This window comes from Mesorhizobium sp. WSM4808, from assembly GCF_055811675.1.
In genome coordinates, this window is record NZ_JBVVQX010000007.1 from 133,392 (window position 1) to 153,533 (window position 20,142).

General features: G+C 64.4%; 18 protein-coding genes and 1 pseudogene. 7 read left to right on the plus strand and 12 right to left on the minus strand.

Annotated elements, in window-relative coordinates:
• Positions 1 to 97: 97 nt before the first annotated feature.
• The 6 genes and pseudogenes from AC0L2U_RS14830 to AC0L2U_RS14855 form a co-directional block, all read right to left on the minus strand.
• Positions 98 to 589, minus strand: a pseudogene (locus AC0L2U_RS14830) (methionine ABC transporter permease); the annotation flags it as partial.
• Positions 570 to 1,667, minus strand: a complete 1,098-nt coding sequence (locus tag AC0L2U_RS14835) for a methionine ABC transporter ATP-binding protein (protein WP_128287735.1) — start codon at positions 1,665 to 1,667, stop codon at positions 570 to 572. The gene AC0L2U_RS14835 and the pseudogene AC0L2U_RS14830, both read right to left, overlap by 20 nt.
• A 91-nt stretch (positions 1,668 to 1,758) precedes the next feature.
• Positions 1,759 to 2,613 carry a MetQ/NlpA family lipoprotein gene (locus AC0L2U_RS14840; RefSeq protein ID WP_127396249.1) on the minus strand — a complete coding sequence of 285 codons (855 nt, stop codon included), beginning with the start codon at positions 2,611 to 2,613 and terminating at the stop codon, positions 1,759 to 1,761.
• Between the two features lie 244 nt (positions 2,614 to 2,857).
• Positions 2,858 to 4,345 (minus strand): aldehyde dehydrogenase, encoded by a 1,488-nt coding sequence (locus tag AC0L2U_RS14845; RefSeq protein WP_473602105.1) that lies wholly within the window; start codon positions 4,343 to 4,345, stop codon positions 2,858 to 2,860.
• Between the two features lie 118 nt (positions 4,346 to 4,463).
• Positions 4,464 to 5,534 carry a cytochrome P450 gene (locus AC0L2U_RS14850; RefSeq protein WP_473602106.1) on the minus strand — a complete coding sequence of 357 codons (1,071 nt, stop codon included), beginning with the start codon at positions 5,532 to 5,534 and terminating at the stop codon, positions 4,464 to 4,466.
• A 57-nt stretch (positions 5,535 to 5,591) separates the two neighbouring features.
• Complete coding sequence (locus tag AC0L2U_RS14855) at positions 5,592 to 7,040, minus strand: APC family permease (RefSeq protein WP_128287738.1); 1,449 nt, start codon at positions 7,038 to 7,040, stop codon at positions 5,592 to 5,594.
• A gap of 173 nt (positions 7,041 to 7,213) precedes the next feature.
• Between AC0L2U_RS14855 and AC0L2U_RS14860 the strand changes: the two genes are divergently transcribed.
• From AC0L2U_RS14860 to AC0L2U_RS14885, 6 genes are read left to right on the plus strand one after another with little or no spacing between them, the layout of a single operon-like run.
• Positions 7,214 to 7,984 carry an IclR family transcriptional regulator gene (locus AC0L2U_RS14860; RefSeq protein WP_127396253.1) on the plus strand — a complete coding sequence of 257 codons (771 nt, stop codon included), beginning with the start codon at positions 7,214 to 7,216 and terminating at the stop codon, positions 7,982 to 7,984.
• Complete coding sequence (locus AC0L2U_RS14865) at positions 7,984 to 9,264, plus strand: Tm-1-like ATP-binding domain-containing protein (RefSeq protein WP_292703009.1); 1,281 nt, start codon at positions 7,984 to 7,986, stop codon at positions 9,262 to 9,264. The genes AC0L2U_RS14860 and AC0L2U_RS14865 overlap by 1 nt, the downstream gene beginning before the upstream one ends.
• The gene (locus tag AC0L2U_RS14870; RefSeq protein WP_473602107.1) at positions 9,261 to 9,929 is read left to right on the plus strand and encodes an HAD family hydrolase; all 669 of its coding nucleotides are present in this window, start codon (positions 9,261 to 9,263) and stop codon (positions 9,927 to 9,929) included. The genes AC0L2U_RS14865 and AC0L2U_RS14870 overlap by 4 nt, the downstream gene beginning before the upstream one ends.
• A gap of 21 nt (positions 9,930 to 9,950) precedes the next feature.
• Positions 9,951 to 11,300, plus strand: a complete 1,350-nt coding sequence (locus AC0L2U_RS14875) for an aminotransferase class III-fold pyridoxal phosphate-dependent enzyme (RefSeq protein WP_292138314.1) — start codon at positions 9,951 to 9,953, stop codon at positions 11,298 to 11,300.
• A gap of 35 nt (positions 11,301 to 11,335) precedes the next feature.
• Complete coding sequence (locus tag AC0L2U_RS14880; RefSeq protein WP_473602108.1) at positions 11,336 to 12,628, plus strand: aminotransferase class III-fold pyridoxal phosphate-dependent enzyme; 1,293 nt, start codon at positions 11,336 to 11,338, stop codon at positions 12,626 to 12,628.
• Positions 12,625 to 13,647, plus strand: coding sequence for a phosphotransferase enzyme family protein (locus tag AC0L2U_RS14885; RefSeq protein ID WP_127808411.1), 1,023 nt, complete (start codon positions 12,625 to 12,627; stop codon positions 13,645 to 13,647). The genes AC0L2U_RS14880 and AC0L2U_RS14885 overlap by 4 nt, the downstream gene beginning before the upstream one ends.
• Before the next feature lie 27 nt (positions 13,648 to 13,674).
• On the opposite strand, the gene hpaH is transcribed toward AC0L2U_RS14885, so the two are convergent.
• The 5 genes from hpaH to AC0L2U_RS14910 all read right to left on the minus strand — a co-directional run bounded on the left by hpaH (position 13,675) and on the right by AC0L2U_RS14910 (position 18,328).
• Positions 13,675 to 14,481, minus strand: a complete 807-nt coding sequence (gene hpaH / locus AC0L2U_RS14890) for a 2-oxo-hept-4-ene-1,7-dioate hydratase (protein ID WP_292658020.1) — start codon at positions 14,479 to 14,481, stop codon at positions 13,675 to 13,677.
• Complete coding sequence (locus tag AC0L2U_RS14895; RefSeq protein WP_128287743.1) at positions 14,478 to 15,350, minus strand: fumarylacetoacetate hydrolase family protein; 873 nt, start codon at positions 15,348 to 15,350, stop codon at positions 14,478 to 14,480. Before AC0L2U_RS14895 ends, hpaH begins: the two co-directional genes overlap by 4 nt.
• Positions 15,351 to 15,417: 67 nt before the next feature.
• Positions 15,418 to 16,398, minus strand: a complete 981-nt coding sequence (gene hpaD / locus AC0L2U_RS14900) for a 3,4-dihydroxyphenylacetate 2,3-dioxygenase (protein ID WP_473602109.1) — start codon at positions 16,396 to 16,398, stop codon at positions 15,418 to 15,420.
• 14 nt (positions 16,399 to 16,412) lie between these two features.
• Entirely contained in the window at positions 16,413 to 17,930 is a 1,518-nt protein-coding gene (hpaE, locus tag AC0L2U_RS14905; RefSeq protein WP_473602110.1) for a 5-carboxymethyl-2-hydroxymuconate semialdehyde dehydrogenase, read from the minus strand.
• An 11-nt stretch (positions 17,931 to 17,941) separates the two neighbouring features.
• The gene (locus AC0L2U_RS14910; protein ID WP_127266759.1) at positions 17,942 to 18,328 is read right to left on the minus strand and encodes a 5-carboxymethyl-2-hydroxymuconate Delta-isomerase; all 387 of its coding nucleotides are present in this window, start codon (positions 18,326 to 18,328) and stop codon (positions 17,942 to 17,944) included.
• Between the two features lie 214 nt (positions 18,329 to 18,542).
• Between AC0L2U_RS14910 and hpaR the strand changes: the two genes are divergently transcribed.
• Positions 18,543 to 18,938, plus strand: a complete 396-nt coding sequence (gene hpaR / locus AC0L2U_RS14915) for a homoprotocatechuate degradation operon regulator HpaR (RefSeq protein ID WP_127276380.1) — start codon at positions 18,543 to 18,545, stop codon at positions 18,936 to 18,938.
• A gap of 88 nt (positions 18,939 to 19,026) precedes the next feature.
• Here hpaR and AC0L2U_RS14920 read toward each other — a convergent pair whose 3' ends face one another.
• Positions 19,027 to 20,142 carry an aminomethyl transferase family protein gene (locus AC0L2U_RS14920; RefSeq protein WP_473602111.1) on the minus strand — a complete coding sequence of 372 codons (1,116 nt, stop codon included), beginning with the start codon at positions 20,140 to 20,142 and terminating at the stop codon, positions 19,027 to 19,029.

Consider the following 20,142-nt stretch of genomic DNA (forward strand, 5'->3'; position numbering starts at 1 on the left):
CCACCCCTTACACCACCGCTATCTTTCGGCAGTAATAAATTGTTTTATAGCCTTTGTGTTTGGGGTGGGCGGGGTGGCCGCGGGCGCCTTTGGGGCGGGCCTTGGCCGCGCCACCGATCAGCGTCACCAGCGTCACCGTGAAGCCGGCGACGATGCCGGGCAGGGCTTCCGGCACCAGCACCTCGCGGATGATCGTCCAGCGGTTGCCGCCCATGGCGCGCGCCGCCTCGATCAAGCCACGGTCGACCTCACGCAACGACACTTCGGCAATGCGCGCGTAATAGGGTGTGGCGGCGATCGACAGCGGCACGATGGCTGCCCATGTGCCGATCGAGGTGCCGACGATCAGCCGCGTCACCGGGATCAGTGCCACCAGAAGGATGATGAAGGGCACCGAACGGAAGCCGTTGATGACGGCGCCGAGCGCCCGGTTCACCCACAGGCTTTCGGCAATCCCGCCGCGTTCGGTGGCGATCAGTGCCAGGCCGAGCGGCAGGCCGAAGACCAGCGAGATGAGGCCGGAGGCGGCTGTCATCAGGACGGTTTCCCAGATCGAACGCAGCAGAAGTTCAAACAGGATCGGCGACATGGCCAAGCACCTCCACCCGCGCCTGGCGGGTCTTCAGGAATGTGATGATGTCAGCGAGATGATTTGCATCGCTGCCGGGAACAGACAGGAACAGCGTGCCGACGGGCTGTTGCTGGATATGGTCGATGCCGCCGTGGATGAGGCGGAAGGCGCCTGGAACAGCCGTGGCAAGGTCGGACAGCAACGGGCCGCGTGCCGCATCGCCGGCCACGTCGACGCGCAGGATCGTCTCCGCGCCGGCCGCCGGCAGCAGCCGGGCCGCCAGTTCGGCTGGCAGCTGCGGCCGGATGGCGCCGAGCAGGCTTTTGGTGATGTCTGATTGTGGGTCGGCAAACACCGACCAGACCGGCCCTTGCTCGACGATGCGCCCGGCGTCGATCACCGCAACGCGGTCGGCGATCGAGCGGACCACCTCCATCTCATGGGTGATCAGAAGGATGGTCAGCCCAAGCTGCCGGTTGATGTCCTTGAGAAGGGCGAGGATGGAGCGCGTTGTTTCCGGATCGAGCGCCGAGGTGGCTTCGTCCGACAAGAGCAGCGCCGGGCGTGCTGCCAGCGCCCGGGCGATGCCGACACGCTGCTTCTGGCCGCCCGACAGTGACGCCGGATAGGCTTTTGCCTTCTCGGACAGGCCGACGAGGTCGAGCAGTTCGGCGGCGCGCTTCAGTCGCTCGGCCTTCGAGCGGCCCTCGATCTTCAGCGGCAGCGCCACATTGTCTTCGACGGTCTTGGCCGACAGCAGGTTGAAATGCTGGAAGATCATGCCGATGCGCCGCCGCAGCGGCTGCAGCTCGCGCTCGCCAAGCCGGCTGATCTCTCGGCCTTCGATGAACACCTCGCCGGAGTCAGGCCGTTCCAGCCCGTTCAGGCAGCGGATCAGCGTCGACTTGCCGGCGCCGCTGCGGCCGATGATACCGAGGATCTCGCCCTTGCGCACGGTCAGCGAGATGCCGTCGAGCGCCGCTGTCACACCGAAGCGGCGCTTCAGCTCGACGAGGCGCACGACGTCCTGAGACGCGTCGGGCCGGCCATGGGTCGGATCGGCGGTTTCTCCGGATGCCGTGATATGCTGGTTCATGATTGTTCCTGTTCCCGAAAACGCAATCGCGGCCCGCGCCTGAGCGCGGACCGCTGTTGCTCTCGAACCGGGCTTCCGGTCGACGATCGGATCAATAGGCGCTGAGGCCGGTGCCCTTGTAGACCTTGTCGAACTCGGCCTTCACCGCCTCGTTCTGATAGGAGGCGACCAGCGTCTTCACCCAGGCCTCGTTCTCGTTACCGGCCTTCACCGCGATGAAGTTGCGGTAGGGATTGTCGGCGATCGGCTCCTGCGCGATGCGGTTTTCCGGCGTCAGGCCGCTTTTCAGCGCCCAGTCGGTGTTGACCACGGCCGCGTCGAGATCCTCGACCGAGCGGCCGACAATGCCGGCGTCGAGTTCCTTGATCACCACCTTCTTCGCGTTCTCGGCGATGTCGACGGTGGTGGCGAGAATGCCGGTGCCGTCCTTCAACTTGATCACGCCCTCGTTCTGCAGCACGCGCAGCGCCCGGCCTTCATTGGATGGATCGTTCGGCACGCCGACGACCGCGCCCTCGGGCAGGTCGGCGACTGCTTTGTACTTCTTCGAGTAGAGGCCGATCGGCCACACGCCGGTATAGCCGACGCGCACGATATGATACCCTTGAGTCTTGATCTGGTTGTCGAGATAGGGCTGGTGCTGGAAGGCGTTGGCGTCGATTTCGCCGCGCTCCAGCGCCTCATTGGGCTGGGTGTAGTCGTTGAACACCACGGTTTCGATGGAGAGGCCCTTTTCGGCGGCCTGGGCGACGACGACTCGCCAGACATCCTCGTCCTCACCGCTGATGATACCCACCTTGATCGCCTTCTTGTCCTCGGCGAACGATGCGCCGGGCGCCATCAGGCTGCCGATCGCCACGGCCGAGGCGAACAGCAGAGCAAGGCCACTGCGCCGGTTGACGGTTGACCCCGGGGAAGATGGCAAAGTGTTCTTGAAGTCGGACATGATTGATCTCTGTGGTTGTGAAGTCATGGCAGCGAGGCGGATTGCCTAGCCTTGGTCACATCCTCAGAAATTCTATCGTTTATATCAAAGAACGGGTTTCGCCGTTCTCGCCAAAGCCGGGAATATTCTCTCAAAATTTTCAAGAGCGCGAGCAAAAGCCGCCGCTTGACCGGCCGCAGCGGGTCGCGGCGCGATCTTGCGCGCCTCTGGAGGTCGTCAGATTCTCAGAGAGCCCGGCGTGCCGTCAAAGCGCGATCCACGCCGTCTTCAGTTCCAAATATTTCTCCAGCGCGTGAAGCGACTTGTCGCGGCCGAAACCGGACTGCTTGACGCCGCCGAGCGGCACGGTGATGTCGGCGCCGCCGTAGGTGTTGACGTGGACGACGCCGGCATTGATGGCGCGCACCATGCGGTGTGCTGTGGAGAGGTTGGCGGTCCACACCGCCGAGGCGAGCCCGTAGACGGTCGAATTGGCAAGCCGCACCGCCTCCTCCTCGGTCTCGAAGCGCATGACGCCGAGCACCGGCCCGAACACCTCCTCGCGGGCAACCTGCATGTCTTGCGTGACATTCTCGAAGATCGTCGGCGCCATGTAGCTGCCGCCGGTCTCGGTGAGAATCCGCTTGCCGCCGGTGACGAGACGGGCACCTTCTTTCGTCACCCTGGCGACGAAACCGAGATTCTTGTCCAGCTGTTCGGCGCTCGATACCGCGCCGATGTCGCTGGAGAGATCGAGCGGGTCGCCGACTTTCAGCCGGGTCGTTGCCAAGAGAAGCTCGTCCATGAAACGGTCATAGACCGACGCCTGGACGAGCAGGCGCGAGCCGGCGACGCAGACCTGGCCGGAATTGCGAAAAATGCCGTTGGCCGAGACGACCGCCGCCTGTTTCAGGTCGGGAGCATCGGCAAAGACGATGTTGGGCGACTTGCCGCCGAGTTCGAGGAAGACGCGCTTCAGATTGGAGCGAGCGGAATATTCGAGCAGCCGTCGGCCGACCGGCCCCGAGCCGGTGAAGGCGATGGCGTCGACATCCATATGCAGGCCGAGCGCTTCGCCGGTGACCGCGCCACGGCCGGTGACGACATTGAGCACACCGGCGGGAAGTCCGGCCTCGCTTGCCAATTCGGCCAGCCGCAGCAGCGTCAGCGAAGCGATCTCCGGCGGCTTGACCACCACGCAATTGCCGGCGGCAAGTGCGGGCGCGATCTTCCAGGCACCGATCATCAGCGGAAAGTTCCACGGCACGATGACGCCGACGACGCCGAGCGGCTCCTTGTGGATTAGTCCGAGCACATTGTCGGCCGTTGGCGCGATCTCGCCGTAGACCTTGTCGATCGCCTCGGCATAGTAGCGGATGGTGCCGGCGGCCGAGAGCGGTTCGGCCTTGTAGGCCATGCCGATCTCGGTGCCATTGTCGCGCACGCCGAGCACGGCGAGCTCGTCGGCATGCTTTTCGACCAGCTCGGCGAATTTCGTCAGCACCTTCTTGCGAAAGGCCGGCGCTGATCGCGACCACGAGCCCTTCTCGAACGCCTTGCGCGCCGACTTCACGGCGCGGTCGATATCGGCGGCGTTGCCGTCGGCGATGCTGGCGAAAGGTCGGCCGTCGATCGGCGACGTCACCGGCAGGCTTGCGCCGCTTGTTGCCTCGATCTGCACGCCATCGATGAACAGGCCCCGTGCGCCGATCTCCGTCCTGCGCAGCGTGTCGATGGCATTCTGACTGATCATGGGTGACGGACTCCCAGGGAAACATGCAATGTGGTTGGCGCGCGGAATTCCCAGCCGCGAAACACCGGCTCCTTGCCAGGCACAAGGCTGAGATCGGGGAAGCGCAGGAGCAACAGCCTTACCGCAAGGCACATCTGCTCGCGTGCGAAAAACCGGCCCGAACAGAAATGATGCCGAAGCCGAAAGCGGCATGGTTGCCTTCGTCGCGGTTGATGTCGAAGCGGTCTGGATCGGCAAAGCGGCTCTCGTCACGGCTTGCCGAGGAGACAAGTGCGGCGACCGCGGCACCCGCCGGGATCGTCACGCCGCCAAGCTCCACCACCCGCGTCGTCTGCCGCGTCTGGGTGCCGATCGGCGCCACCCAGCGCAAGCCCTCGTCAACCGCCTTCGGCACGAAGGTGTCGGGATCGGCGAGCACCTGCCGCATCTGCTCCGGATGGGCCAGCAGACCGGCCAGGATCGAGCCGGCGCCATGTCCGGGCTCCTGCATGCCGCCAAGCAGGATGACCTTGATGCTTGGCATCAAAAAATCGATCGGCCGCGTCGTGCCCTCCGGCATGCCGTCATGTAGCATATGCGACAGCGCGGAATCATCCGGCGCGTGGACAAGCCTTTCCAGCGTCGGAAAGATGGCGTCGCCGACCTCGGCACTGATCGCGTCGGCGATCTCCTGCCGCTTCGGGTCGTTCTCGAAATTGATGGCACCCTGGGCAAGGCCATAGAACCAGCGGCGCAGCGTCGGCATGTCGATGTCGGCAAGGCCGAGCGAGCGTGCCAGGCTGAGCGTCGACACCGGTTCGAAAAAATCGGCCATCAGCTCGGCGGAGCCTTGGTTGGCGATCCGGTCGAGAAAAGGTTCGGCAATCGACCGCACGAGGTCGCCGGCATAGGCGGCGACGGTGCGCGGCCGGTATTTCGGATCGACGCCTTGGCGCAGTTGTTTGTGCGTCTCGCCATCGGTGGTCAGGATGGTGGGCTTGCCGAAGGAGCGCTCGACCGGCGACGAGCCGACGACGGCGGAGAAGATGTCGGGCGACTTGGCGACGCTCTCGACATCCTTCCAGCGGGTGACGAACCACAGGTTGACCGCGGGCACGAAAGCAACAGGCGCACTGCGCCTGAGCTCTGCATAGATCGGATAGGGATCGGCTTCCAAAGCCTCGACGGTGATATTTTCGGCAAAGCTCAAATCCGCCACTCCCCTTGTGGTGTAAGGGCGGCGTGGCACGCCGCCCCTTTGCTTTTCTCAATCTTTCAGCGGCTGGCCGAGGTTTTCGAAGGCTATGGGATCGCGGCTCTTCAGCGCGCTGGCCAGCAGCAGGCCGACGATCGCGGCGATCAGCACCAGCCCCGGCAGGAACACGCCAAGAAAGCCGCCCGCCCCGGACAGGCTGCCGAAATTGATGACGATCAGGTAGATGATGATGACGAAAGCGATGAAGGTCAGCCCGGGCAGGATGGTGGTCTTCAGCGCGTTCTCCTGGGCTGCCGGGTTGGCGCGGAAGAACATCACCACGGCCAGCGAGGCCACCGCCATCATCACGATGACGCCGAGCGTCGCGACATTGGTCAGCCACGAAAACAGCGCCAGCACCGGATCGAGGCCGAGCACGGCGAACAGGCCGACGACGACCGCAGCGAGCACACTCTGGATGACGGAAGCGACATGCGGGCTCTGGTGCACCGCATGCGTCACGCCAATCGTCTGCGGCAACAGTTTTTCGCGGCCCGAGACATAGATATAGCGCGCAACCGCATTGTGGAACGCCAGCACGCCGGCAAACAGGCTCGACACGAACAGGATGCTCATCGCCTGCGACAGCATCGTTCCGGCGTAGCGGTCGGACAGGCCGAACAGGAAGGTCGTCGGATCCTGCAGGCCTTGCAGCGTCGGCAGCAGCTTGTCGATACCGGCGCCGACCGCCATCAGCCATGCCGTGAGCATGTAGAAGACGCCGATCAGCACGACCGAAAAATAGGTGGCGCGCGGAATGGTGATCTTTGGATCGCGAGCTTCCTCGGCATAGATCGTCGTCGCCTCGAAACCGATGAAGGCGGCAAAGCAGAACAGAATGGCGATGGCCGGCGAGCCCGATGTGATCTGGCTCCAGCTGAACGGCGCCGCCGACAGGCCGCTATCGCCGCCGGTCTTGAGGATGGCGATGTCGAGGACCAGCACCACAAGATATTCGCACAGCACCAGCACCGTCAGGATCTTGGCGGAGAGGTCGACCTGCCGATAGCCGAGCACGGCGACCAGCGCGATGGCGATGAAACTCCACACCCACCAGGGCAGGTTGATGCCCCAGCCGGCGAACAGGCCTGACGTCGCGGAGCCGAGCAGGCCCATGACCCCGATCTGCATGGCATTGTAGGACAGGATGGCGATCAGCGCCGTGGCGCCGCCGGCCATGCTGCCGAGGCCGCGCGCGGCATAGGCATAGAAGGCGCCGGCATTGCCGACATGGCGTGACATGGCGACATAGCCGACCGCGAACAAAAGCAGCAGGATGGTGACGATCAGATAGGTGCCGGCAAAGCCGGCGCCATTGCCCATCAGCATGCCGAGCGGCGTGCCGCCGGCGACGGCCGTGAGCGGGGCGGCCGCCGAAATCACCATGAAGGTGATGGCGCCGACGCCAAGACTGTTCTTGCGCAGCCTGTTGGCCGGCGCCTGTTCTGCAACTGCTGTCATCGATCCCTCCTGTTTGCAAACCCTCAGGCTCGCCGGCCGAATGGCCTGTCCCATGCACTCTGGCGGTTGGTTCGTTATTTGAACCGTTATTTTGAATATAGACTTGCAAACAATGCCGATGCCTGTCAAGTTAATTCACACGTTAAATGATTGTCCCGAACCGGGAGGCAAATTTGAGTACGGTCGGAAAAGCGATCTCGCTTCTGGAGCTCTTCAGCGTCGACGAGCCCGAGCTCGGCCTGTCCGATCTGGCGCGCCGCTCGGGCTTCGACAAGGCGACGACACGGCGGCTGCTGGTTGCGCTGGCCGGCCATGGTTTTGTCGAGCAGGATATCGGCACGCGGCACTATCGCCTCGGCGCCGGCCTGTCGCGGCTGGCGCGCCTCCGCGAGGCGCGCTTTCCCTTCCTGCAGACAGCTGTTCCGCTGGTGCGGGAGCTTGCGGCATCGACGGCCGAGACCGTGCATTTGTCGGAATTCGGCGTCGACAAGCTGGTCACCGTCCATGTCGAGCATCCGGCATGGGCGAACCGGGTCAACATCGACATCGGTCAATTGCTGCCCCTGCATTCGACCGCGTCGGGTATCGCCTATCTGGCCTTCGCCCGCGACGAGACCGTCAAGGCGTGCCTGACGGGTTCGCTCGACGCCTTCACGGCCCATACGCTGATCGAGGCAGCGGCCATCTCAAGATCCATGGGCGAGGCGCGCGAGCGCGGCTATTCGATCTGCGACCAGGGCTATGAGGAAGGCGTGATCAGCGTCGCGGCGGCAATCCGCGCGGCGGATGGCTTTGCGCTCGGCACCATCGCGGTGGCGGCGCCAAAGGCCAGAACGACGGCAGCCGCGATCACGGAGCGGGGACTTGCCGTGAGGGAGGCGGCACGGGAGATTTCCATGCGCCTCAACGGCGAAAACCTGCAAATCTTGAGGAGGCAGGCCTGATGCCCTCGGAGACTGCGGCCCGCATCCTGGTCATCGGCACGGGCGACACAAAGGCCGAAGAGCTGTTGTTCATGAAACAATGCATCGAGGCATCGGGCGGCCGCGCCGTGATGATGGATGTCAGCGTGCTCGGCGACCCGCCCTACAGCCCGGACCACGACAAGCACGCCGTGGCGCGGGCGGTGGATGTGACGATCGCCGAGATCGTTTCGAGCGGTGATGAGAACACCGCCATGACGCTGATGGCCGGCGGCGCCGTCCAACTGGTTCGCAAGCTCTATCAAAACGGCGAGATCGACGCCTTCATCGCCATCGGCGGCTCGATGGGAACCGATCTGGCGCTCGACGTGGCGCTTTGCCTGCCGCTCGGCGTGCCGAAATTCGTCGTCTCGACCATCGCCTATTCGCACCTCATCCCGCCCGAGCGCGTCGCGCCCGACCTGATGATGATCCTCTGGGCGGGCGGACTGTACGGCCTCAACTCGATCTGCAGGCTGGTCCTGTCGCAGGCCTGCGGCGCGGTCGTCGGCGCGGCCAGGATCGTGCTTGAGGACCGCGCCTCGGCACCGGCCATCGGGCCGACCATCGGCATGACCTCGCTCGGCAGCAGCTGCCTGCGCTACATGAAGACGCTGAAGCCGGCGCTGGAACGGCGCGGCTATGACGTTGCCGTCTTCCACACCACCGGAATGGGCGGCCGCGCCTTCGAATCGATTGCCGGTCAGGACCACTTTTGCGCGGTGTTCGACTTCAGCCTGCAGGAAATCACCAATCATCTTGCGGGCTCTGTCGTCAGTTCCGGCACCGACCGGTTGGAGAATGCTGGCGCTCGCGGCATTCCGCAGATCGCCGCACCCGGGGCGGTCGACATGGTCGATCTGCCGACCTGGCAGGATTTGCCGGCTAAATTCTCGACGCGGCCGTTTCATGCCCACAACAGGCTGATCGCGTCGATCACCGTCGATGCCGACGATCGCCGCCAGGTCGCCAGGACCATCGCCGCCAAACTGGGTGCCGCGAAAGGCCGCTCCGCCTTCATCCTGCCTACCGGCGGCATCCAGGAATGGGATACGCAGGGTGAGCCGCTTTATGACCCCGAAGCCCTGGCTGCCTTCGCCGATGAAATGCGCAGGGCTATTCCCGCCGGGGTCGAGTTCCACGAGATCGACGCCCATATCAACAGCGACGACTTCGTCGACAAGGCGCTCGAGATCTTCGACCGCTGGGTCGAGGAAGGCATCATCCCGCGCGGCAAGCCGGCCGAGGGAGTGGCAGCGTGAGCGCTGTTCCGGCCCAGGCACTGGTCCTCGATTTCGGCGGCGTCGTCACCCGGACGCTGTTCGAGACGCATGCCTTGACCGAACAGGCGCTCGGCCTCGCGCCGGGGACGCTGCAATGGCGCGGGCCGTTCGATCCGGGCAGCGATCCGCTGTGGCGCGCCATGCAGGCCGACGAGATCAGCGAGCGCGACTACTGGCGCTCCCGCACCAGTGAGGTCGGTCAGCTCATCGGCGAGGACTGGCAGGCGATGGAGACCTTCGTCCAACGAGCGCGCAGCGCCGAGCCGGAAAAGGTGGTGCGGCCCGAGGCCGACAGCGCCATTCGCACGGTGCATGCGGCGGGTTTTCGGCTGGCGATCCTGTCAAACGAACTCGACCTGTTCTACGGCGCCGATTTCCGCCGGCGGCTGCCGTTGCTCGGCCTGTTCGACCTCATCGTCGACGCCACCTATACCGGCATCCTCAAGCCCGATCCACGCGCCTATGCCTTCGTCACCGAGGCGCTCGGCCTGCCTGCCGGCGCTTGCGTCTTCGTCGACGACCAGCGGCGCAATGTCGATGGCGGCTGTGCTGCCGGCATGCGCACGGTCCATTTCGACGTCGCTCGCCCGGCTCATTCCTATGCCGAAGCCCTCGGTCATTTCGGCCTCGTCCCAGTTGTCTGAGATTTTTTTGCGGAGCCTTCTATGCGCGACATCAATTTTCTCACCGAAACCAACGCCAAGCCAATCTGGCACCCGATGGCGCATCCAGCCGAGATGCGGGCCAACCCGCCAAAGGTGATCATGAAAGGCGAGGGTGTGATGGTCACCGACATCGCCGGCAACACTGTGCTCGACGCCGTCGGCGGCCTGTGGAACGTCAATCTCGGCTACAGCTGCGACCCGATCAAGCAGGCGATCGCCGACCAGCTTTCGGCGCTGCCCTATTATTCCGGTTTTCGCGGCACCTCGACAGGACCGTCGATCGAACTCGCCTACGAACTCTGCGAATGGTTCGAGCCGGAAGGCATGGTGCGGACCTTCTTCACCTCGGGAGGCTCGGATTCGGTCGAAACGGCACTTCGGCTGGCCAGGCAATACTGGAAGATCCGCGGCCAGGCCGACCGGACAAAATTCCTCGCCCTGAAGAAGGGCTATCACGGCACGCATTTTGGCGGCGCGTCGGTTAACGGCAACGCCAATTTCCGTCGCAACTACGAGCCGCTGCTGCCCGGCGTCTTCCACATTCCCGCGCCCTGGACCTTCCGCAACCCGTTCGATGAGACCAACCCAGCGCGGCTGGCGAAACTGTGCGCCAAGGCGCTGGAGGACGAAATCGCCTTCCAGGGCGGCGACACCATCGCCGCTTTCATCATGGAGCCGGTTCTCGGCGCCGGCGGCGTCATCGTTCCGCATGAGAGCTTCATGCCACTGGTGCGTGAGATCTGCGACCGCCACGAGATCCTGCTGATCGCCGACGAGGTGGTGACGGGCTTCGGCCGCACCGGCGCATGGTCGGGCTCGCGTCTGTCCGGCGTGAAGCCGGATTTCATGACCATCGCCAAGGCGATCACGTCAGGCTATTTCCCGCTCGGCGCGACCTTGATCGGCGGAAAAGTCGCCGATGTCTTCGAGGCCGACAAGACCAGTTTTGGTGCGATCGGCCACGGCTATACCTATTCCGGCCACCCGGTCGGCTGCGCGGCGGGTCTGGCGGCGCTTGCCGAGACCAAACGGCTTCGCCTGAACGAGAACGCTGCGGCACGGGGCGTCGAACTCGCGGCCACGCTGGAGGGGCTGAAGGCCAGGCATGCGATCGTCGGCGATGTCAGGTACAAGGGCCTGATGGCGGCGCTGGAGCTGGTCTCGGACCGCACGACGAAAAAGCCTGCCGACAAGAAGACCATGGCCGTGGTTTCGGAGGCCGCCTATGAGGCCGGCGTCATGCTGCGCGTGTCGGGCAACGCCATCATCCTGTCGCCGCCGCTCATCATCAGCGCTGCCGATGTGACGAAGATCGGCGAAGCATTGGATGCGGGCCTGTCGAAGGCCTGACGGGTTAGCTGGACACAACGGAGTTTCAAGACGCAATGAGCCAATCGCAAGAAGCACTGGTTAGCCGGCGTTCCCGCCTGCTCGGCGCGAAATCGCAATTGTTCTACGACGAGCCCGTGCATCTGGTTCGCGGCGAAGGCGTCTGGCTCTACGATGCCGATGGTCGGAAATATCTCGACGCCTACAACAATGTCGCACATGTCGGCCACTGCCACCCGCATGTGGTCGAAGCCCTGTGCCGGCAGGCCAGCCTGCTCAACACCCACACGCGCTATCTGCACACCGCCATCCTTGATTATGTCGAGCGGCTGACCGCGACCTTCGATGCCAGCCTGTCGTCCGCCATCCTGACCTGCACCGGCAGTGAGGCCAACGACATCGCGCTGCGCATGGCGCAGGCCGCCACCGGCCGCATGGGCGTCATCGCCACCGACGCCACCTACCATGGCAACACCACGGCGGTTTCGCAGCTCAGCACCCGCATGCCGCCGGTCGGTGGCCGCGCCCGCAATGTCAGGCTGGTGCCGGCGCCTGACAGCTATCGCCATCAGGATGCGATGGCCAACGGCAAAGCCTTTGGCGACGCGGTGCGCGAAGCCATCGCCTCGCTGGAGCAGGATGGCATCGGCCTGTCCGGCATCATCCTGTGTCCGCTGCTCGCCAATGAAGGCTTTCCGACGCTCCCATCCGGATTTTTCGACCACGCGATGCGCGCGGTGCGTGACGCCGGCGGACTGGTCATCGCAGATGAGGTGCAACCTGGTTTCGGCCGTACCGGCAGCCATTTCTGGGGCCACCAGCGCGCTGGCTTCGTGCCCGACATCGTCACCATGGGCAAGCCGATGGGCAACGGCCATCCGGTCGCCGCGGTGGTCACCACCAAGGACACATTGGCGACCTTCCGCAACGCTTTCCGTTACTTCAACACCTTTGGCGGCAATCCGGTTTCCTGCGCGGTGGCCAATGCCGTCCTCGACGTCATCGAGCAGGAAGATCTCGTCGCCAACGCACGTGACGTCGGCGCCTATGCGCTCGGGCTGCTGCGCCCGCTGGCGGATCGGCATGAATGCATCGGCGAGGTCAGGTGCGCCGGCCTGTTCTTCGGCGCCGAGCTGGTCCACGACCGCGAGACGCGCGAGCCGGCGCCCGACATTGCCGAGCAGGTCGCCAACCGCATGCGCCACCGCGGTGTGCTCATGGGCAAGACCGGCATCCACGGCAATGTGCTGAAGATCCGCCCGCCCATGCCGTTCTCGCGCGACAATGCCGACGTCCTGATCGGCGTCCTCGACGAGGTGCTGGGTGAAGTCGGCGGAGTGAAGGCGTGAACGCTGTTTCCACGCAATCCGAGCCCGAGACGGCAGCCGATGTCACCGAGCTTGCCAGGCGTGCGCTCGCCCATTGGGGTATTCGTGAGGGTGAGCCGGAGCTGCTGAAATTCCGCGAGAACGCGGTGTTTCGCGTCATCTTGCCAACAGGCCAGCCGGCCGCCATGCGCATTCATCGGCTTGGCTATCACACGGATGCCGCCCTGCGCTCGGAACTGCAATGGATGGGCTTTCTGCAATCGGCCGGCATCGCCACGCCATCTGCGGTCGCCACGCCGGCCGGCGATCTGTTCGTGCTTGCCAGCGCGAACGCCTCAATGCAACCCCGGCAAGTCGATTGCCTGAGCTGGCTGGAAGGCCGCGCCGTCGGCGCGCGAGGCGTGCCGCTGGATTTTACGCCCGAGCAGGCTAGACAGGTCTTTACCGCGATGGGCCGAACCATCGCCCACATGCACAATGTCACGTCTGCCTGGACGCCGCCCGCCGGCTTTGCCCGCCATGCCTGGGATTTCGATGGCTTCTTCGGCGCGAACCCGAATTGGGGCCGCTTCGAGACCTCGCCCTTCCTCGACGGCCCTCATCGCGAGCTGGTTTTCCAGGCGCGGGAAAAGGCCGTGAAGGTGCTGTCGGAGCATGAACGCAGCGCCCGCAATTTCGGCATCATCCACGCCGATCTGGTGCGCGAGAATGTGCTCGTCCATGACGGCGCGATCCGCATCATCGACTTCGACGATTGCGGCCATGGCTGGCACATGTACGACCTTGCCGTCGCGCTCTACCAGAACCGCGATGAGGCGATCTATCCGCTGATCGAGGCCGCTTTGCTCGACGGCTATCGGCAGGAGCGGGCACTGACCGCGCGCGACATCGCCGCGCTACCACTGTTTTCGGCCTTGCGCGCCTTTGCTTTCCTCGGTTGGGTGCAGAGCCGCGTCGAAGGCGACATCACCAGGGATGTCGGCCAGCGTATGTCGGCCATCGCAGCCGATGTGGTGATTGCCTATCTGCGTGGCGAATAGGGCCGATCGATAAGAACTGGCGGGTCGTCAGCCCTTCGCGAAATGGATGCTGACCGTGCCCGAACTGCCGAAATCGGCGACGATCGTGTCGCCGGGCCGCGCCTCGACCGGGCGCACGAACGATCCCGAGAGCACCACCTCGCCAGCCGCGATCGACATGCCGTAGCGGGCGAGCCTGTCCGCCAGCCAGGCGATGCCCATGGCCGGGTGGTTGAGCACGCCGGCGCCGAGCCCGGTTTCCTCGACCTCGGCGTTGCGCGAGACGATGGCACCGATCCAGCGCATGTCGGCCTCATCAGGACGTTGCCGCCGGCCGCCGATGACGATGCCGGCATTGGCGGCATTGTCGGAAATCGTATCGAAGAAGGTGCGCACCTTCTTCGTCTCGGCATTGACGCGCTCGATGCGCGTATCGAGGATTTCCAGCGCCGGCGTGATGTAGTCGGTGGCGTTAAGCACGTCGGAGATGGTCACGCCGGGGCCTTTCAGCGACGCCTTCATGACGAAGGCGATCTCGGCCTCGACGCGAGGCTGGATGAAGCGGCCGGCCGGCACCGTCGCGCCGTCATTGAAGAACATGTCGTCGAACAGCACGCCCGAATCCGGCGTGTCGATGGCAAGCGCGTACTGCATTGCCTTCGATGTCAGCCCGATCTTCCAGCCCTTCGGCTTCAGCCCGGCATCGATCTTGCGCGCCACCAGCGCCGCTTGCACGCGATAGGCGTCTTCCATCGTCGCATCGGGAAAATCGAGGCTGAGCAGACGGATCTGGCGGCGCGACCGCTCGGCCTCGAACAGCCGTGCCGCGGCGTCCTCCACCTGTTCCGGGGTCATTGCGCTGCCTCGTCGACGACACCGTTTCTGAGCACGCCGATGCCTTCGGCCTCCACCTCGATCACGTCGCCGGGCTTCAGCCAGATCGGCGGCTCGAAGCGGGCGCCGGCGCCGGCCGGCGTGCCGGTGACGATGATATCGCCCGGCACCAGCGTGGTGAAGGTCGAGATGTAGTTGATGATCTTGCGGAAGGAAAAAATCATCCGGCTGGTGCGGTCCTGCTGGCGCAACTCGCCATTGACGCGGGTGGTCAGCGCGATATCGGCGATCTGCGCCTCTTCGCTGAACGGCACCAGCCATGGGCCGATCGAGCCGCTGCGGTCGAAATTCTTGCCTTGCGTGACGTTGAACTTGGCATGCCGCACCCAGTCGCGGATGGTGCCTTCATTGCACAGCGACAGCGCCGCGATATGGCCGAGCGCGTCGGCCTCGGCAATGCGCCGGCCGGCCTTGCCGATGACGATGACGATCTCGCCCTCATAGTCGAGCTGCGGTGATTCCGGCGGCCGCACCAGCGGCGCGCCATGGCCGACGAAAGATCGGGGGAAGCGGATGAACAGTGACGGGTTGGAGGGCGCTGCCTGGCCGTCCTTGTACTCCTCGTTGCGGTCCGGATAGTTGACGCCGACGCAGATGATCTTTTCCGGTGACGGGATCGGGATTTCATAGGCGATGGCGTCGAGCGGGAAATCTGGGGCGAAGGCCTCGGCCGCTTCCGCCAGCCGCCGCAAGGCGCCGGCCTCGATCACTTCACGCAGCGTCGGCCACTGGCCGTAACGAGCCGACAGGTCGATAACGCCCTTGCTCGTGATCGCGCCATAGCGCGCCTTGCCGCCGACGGTGAAGGTGGTGAGCCGTGCGGGATTCATGCTGCGGCTCCGGCGATGGTGGTGGGCGAGGGGGCGTGACGGAACGCTGACATTGATTAGAATCCCACTACGGCGCTATGATCGGCGACGCCGTCAAATCCGGCTGGCGTGCCTTCGCTCCGGCAAACGCACTGCCCTCCTCGAACCAGCTTTTCGGCGCCGGCGCGCCCCACAGCGTCTGGCGCTGCGGGTCCTTGAGGTCCCATTTGATCGGCTCGAGGTCCGGATCGACCGTCTGGTAATCCGAACAGTAGATCTCGATGCGGTGATTGTCCGGGTCTCTGACATAGAGGAAGAATGCGTTGGAAATGCCGTGCCGGCCGGGGCCGCGTTCGATGTTCGGCAGATAGCCCGTCGTTGCCATCAGATCGAGCAGGTCGATGATGTTGAGCGGCGTCGGCACCCAGAAGGCGACATGGTGCAGGCGCGGCCCGATGCCGTTGGTGAAGGCGATGTCGTGCACGCCGCCCTTGCGGTGCGTCCACGCCGCCCACAGCTTTCCGCTGCTGGCGTCCTCGGTATACTCGGTCACCCGGAAGCCGAGCTCGTTGTAGAAGGCGACGGACTCGTCGACATTGGGCGAGAAGCAGTTGAAGTGGTCGATGCGCAGCGGCTTGACGCCCTTGTAGAGCGCATACTTCTGGTGGATCGGCGGCAGCCGCTCCATCTCCGCGTAGAATTCAAGCGGAATGCCGTGCGGATCGCGGGTGCGGAAGGTGCGCGACTGGTAAGGCCGCTCGACCCATTCCACCGGCAGGCCCTTGTCCTCGAAGAAATGCACTGCCTTGTCGAGGTCTTCATCCGAGAAGACCTTGAAGCCAAGGTCGCGCGCTTCTGCCGTGGCCGCCTTCTTCAGCACGATGCAATGGTGCCCACGCTCCTCCAGCGCCCTGAGATAGATGGTGTCCGATGTCTCGTCGGTGACCTGCAGGCCGAGCGTATCGACATAGAAGGCGCGGGATTTGGCGAGGTCGGTGACGGCCAGCTCGACATGGCTGAGGCGCACGATGTTGAAGGCGGGGTAGAGATTGGGCTTGGGCAAGGGCATCTGATTTCCTCCGGTCAGCCGCCGAGTTTCTGGATCGCGTGCGCCGTCGTCGCAAAGGCTATGTTCTTCGTCTCCATGTAGAAGTCGAAGGAATGGTCCCCGCCGTCGCGGCCGATGCCGGAATTCTTGACGCCGCCGAACGGTGTCGGCAAATGGCGCACATTCTCGGAATTGACCCAGATCATGCCGGCATCGAGCGCGTCTGTGAAGCGGAAGGCGCGGGTGACGTCCGAGGTCCAGAGATAGCCGGTCAGGCCGTATTGCGTGTCGTTGGCCAGCACAAGCGCCTCGGCCTCGTCGTTGAAGGGAATGGCGCTCAGCACCGGCCCGAAAATCTCCTCCTGCGCAATGCGCATGCCGTTGGTGACGTTGGTGAACAGGGTCGGGCCGACATAACAGCCGCCGCCCGGCCCATCGACCTTGCCGCCGCCGACGGCGAGCGTGGCCCCCTCCGACCTGCCGATGTCGATATAGGACAGCACCTTCTTCTCATGCACCGGATGGATGAGCGGGCCGACCACCGTTTTCGGATCGAGCGGATGGCCGACGACGATGCGCTTCGCCCTCTCCGCGATTTTGGCGGTGAAGCTTTCATAGATCGAAGCTTCGACCAGCAGTCGCGACGACGAGGTGCAGCGTTCGCCATTCAGCGAATAGATCATGAATACGGCGGCGTCGGCGGCGCGTTCGAGATCGGCGTCGGCAAAGACGATCACCGGGTTCTTGCCGCCAAGCTCGAAATGCACGCGCTTCAGCGTGTCGGCGCCTTGTTTCATGATCATCGAGCCGGTACGGCTCTCGCCGACAAAGCCGATCGCCTTGATGTCGGGATGCTCGGTCAACGCCTTGCCGGCATCTTCACCCAGGCCGTTGACCAGGTTCCACACACCCTTCGGCAGACCGGCCTCCTCGGCGATCTCGACCAGCAGGCGGGCGGTCAGCGGCGAAAATTCAGCCGGCTTATGAACCACGGTGCAGCCGGCCGCCAGCGCCGGCGCGATCTTCCAGGTCGACAGCATGAACGGCGTGTTCCACGGCGTGATGATGCCGATCGGGCCGATCGGAACGCGCGTCGTGATGTTGACCTGGCCGGACGTCCGCAGCGTCTCGCCGTCTCGGGCTTCGGGTGCACGGTCGGCGAAGAAGCGGAAATTCTCGGCACCCCGCAACGCCGCCTTGGCCATGAACTTCAGCGCCTGGCCGGTATCCATGCATTCGACGAAGGCTATCTCCTCGGCACGCGCCTCGATCGCGTCGGCGATTCTGTGCAGCAGCTTCTTGCGCGCTTCGCCCGGCATGGCGGCCCAGGCCGGAAACGCCGCCTTCGCCGCCCTGGCGGCGCGGTCGATATCGGCAGCCCCGCCGCGCGCGACACTTGCCAGCGGCTTCAGGTCCACCGGCGACAGCGTTTCGAACGTCGTGCCGTCGAGCGCCGGCACCGCCTCGCCGCCGATCTGGTTCAACACGCCGTCGCGCCTGAAGCGGGCCAGATAGGCCTCGGCCTTGTTCAGATTGCCTTGCAGGTCGGACATGTCGGGTTCCGTCACTTGCCGCGCAGTCGCGGGTGGATTGCGTTTCTCTTCCAACTCAGCTCCGGGTCGATTTCCCGGATTTCGAGCGACAGGGCGAAATGCGGGGTCTCGAACAGCCCGGCGAGATATTCGCTCACCGCCGCGAAGACGGCTTCGCCGGTCCGCTTCTTCTCATCAGGGCTGCGGCCGGTGCCGATGCGAAACGACATGTCGAGAAAAGCGTTTTCCGGCAGACTGTCGGCCATCGCGTAAGCCTCGGCGCGAAAGGCCCGCACCCGCACGGCGCCGGTCTCGAACAGCCCGGTGTCCAGCACGGTGCGCAACACCAGCGCGCACAATTCGCCCATGTCGACCTTGGCATCGAGATTGGCTGAATACTCGATGGAGAAGTGAGGCACGGCGTTTCCCTGGTCTATTGCTTTTGTTGTAGTTAACGCGTTAATTACATGCAACGCCGACGAAGTCAAGTCTTGCATCGGCCTTGGCGCAACGATACGGGATGGCAGGAACGGGCCCTGGCAGGCGGATTCGGCTGAGGGAAGGCCTGTTTTCGATCGCAAGCGTGGGAGGCTCTTTTTCTTGCTGCCTGAAAACACCCGTCGTTCTCTGCCAATGGCGCTGCTTCATGCCCGCGAAGCGGTGATGGCGCGGTTTCGGCCGATGCTTGCGGCGCATGACGTGACCGAACAGCAATGGCGCGTGCTGCGCGTGCTGAGCGAAGCCGGCCCGGTCGAGGCGACGGAACTCGCCGACCGCGCCTCGGTTTTGCCGCCCAGCCTGACGCGCATCATCAAGGCGCTCGAGGGCCGCAAATTCATCACCCGCAACAAGGCCGAAGGCGACGGCCGACGCGTCGTTCTAACCATTGCGCCCGCCGGTTCCGCCCTGATCGACGCCCTGTCGCCGGAGCGTCGCGTCATTTATGACGACATCGAACAGCGCTTCGGCCACGAAAAGCTCGAGCAGTTGCTCGATCTGCTGGAGACGCTGATCGACGGCGAGAGCTGATCGTTCCGGCTACCGCAGAGGTTTCGACGGTCGCTTGGTTGACGGCCCGCATACCTTGAAAATGGCCGAAACACCCGATGGGGGTCAGCTAACCTCGCAACCTCGCCCCTTCCGGATCGAAGAACGGTATCGGCGCCGCGACCGCACGCGTCGGCTTACCACCGATATCAATGCTCAATTCGGTGCCGACAGCCGTGAAGGGCAGCCGCAGATGCGCGGTGGCCAGCACCTTGCCGAGGGAATAGCCGTGGTCGCTGTAGGTGACGATGCCGGCGTCCTCGCCATCGGCCAGAATCCTGGCATCGGCCGCGGCCGGCTTGTCGCCGTCGAGGATCAGTCCGACCCATTGCTCGTCGAGGCCCTTGTCGCGAACCTTGAGCAAAGCTTCGCGGCCGATGAAATCGCCCTTGTCGAACTTGATCCAGCGGTCGAGGCCGACATGGAACGGGGTGCGGGTCTCGTCCATGTCGATGCCGTGCGCCGGATAGGCCTTTTCCAGGCCCAGCGTGAACATCGCCAGCACGCCATAGGGTTTCAGGCCAAAGTCACGGCCGGTGCGCATCAGCGCGTCCCAGAGAGAGGCCGCCTCGTCGGCCGGCACGAACAGTTCGAAGCCGAGTTCGCCGGTGACGCCGGTGCGCGAGATCAGTACTCTCGTGCCGTTGATATGGCCCGACGTGAACGACCAGCGCTTCAGTCCATCCAGATCGGCATCCGCGATCAACGCTTTCAGCAGTTCGCGCGAGCGCGGACCCTGGATGGTCGGGAAGGCGATGGCCGCCGTGATGTCGGTGACATAGGCCTTGCGGCCCTGAGCGTGATGCTGCAGCCAGGGCAGCATCTTCAGGCGGTTGACCGAGCCGGTCACCAGCATGAAGTGCTCCGGGCCCAACCGAAACACGGTGAGGTCGTCCATGATGCCGCCATCCTCGCGGCAGACCGTGGAATAGCGGACCTGGCCCGGTTTCATGGCAGCGGCATTACTGACGATGACATGGTTGACCAGCGCCTCGGCCTCCGGCCCCTTGATATCCATCTTGCCCATCGTGCTGAGATCCTGCACGCCGACATTCCTGCGGGTGTTCAGGTGCTCGTCGGCAATGCCGGAATAAGTTTTGGCCGAGATGAAATCGCCCCCGACACGACCCATGGTCGCGCCCAGCCCGACGATGCTGCTGTAGAAAGGGGAGCGCCGCTCAGCCAA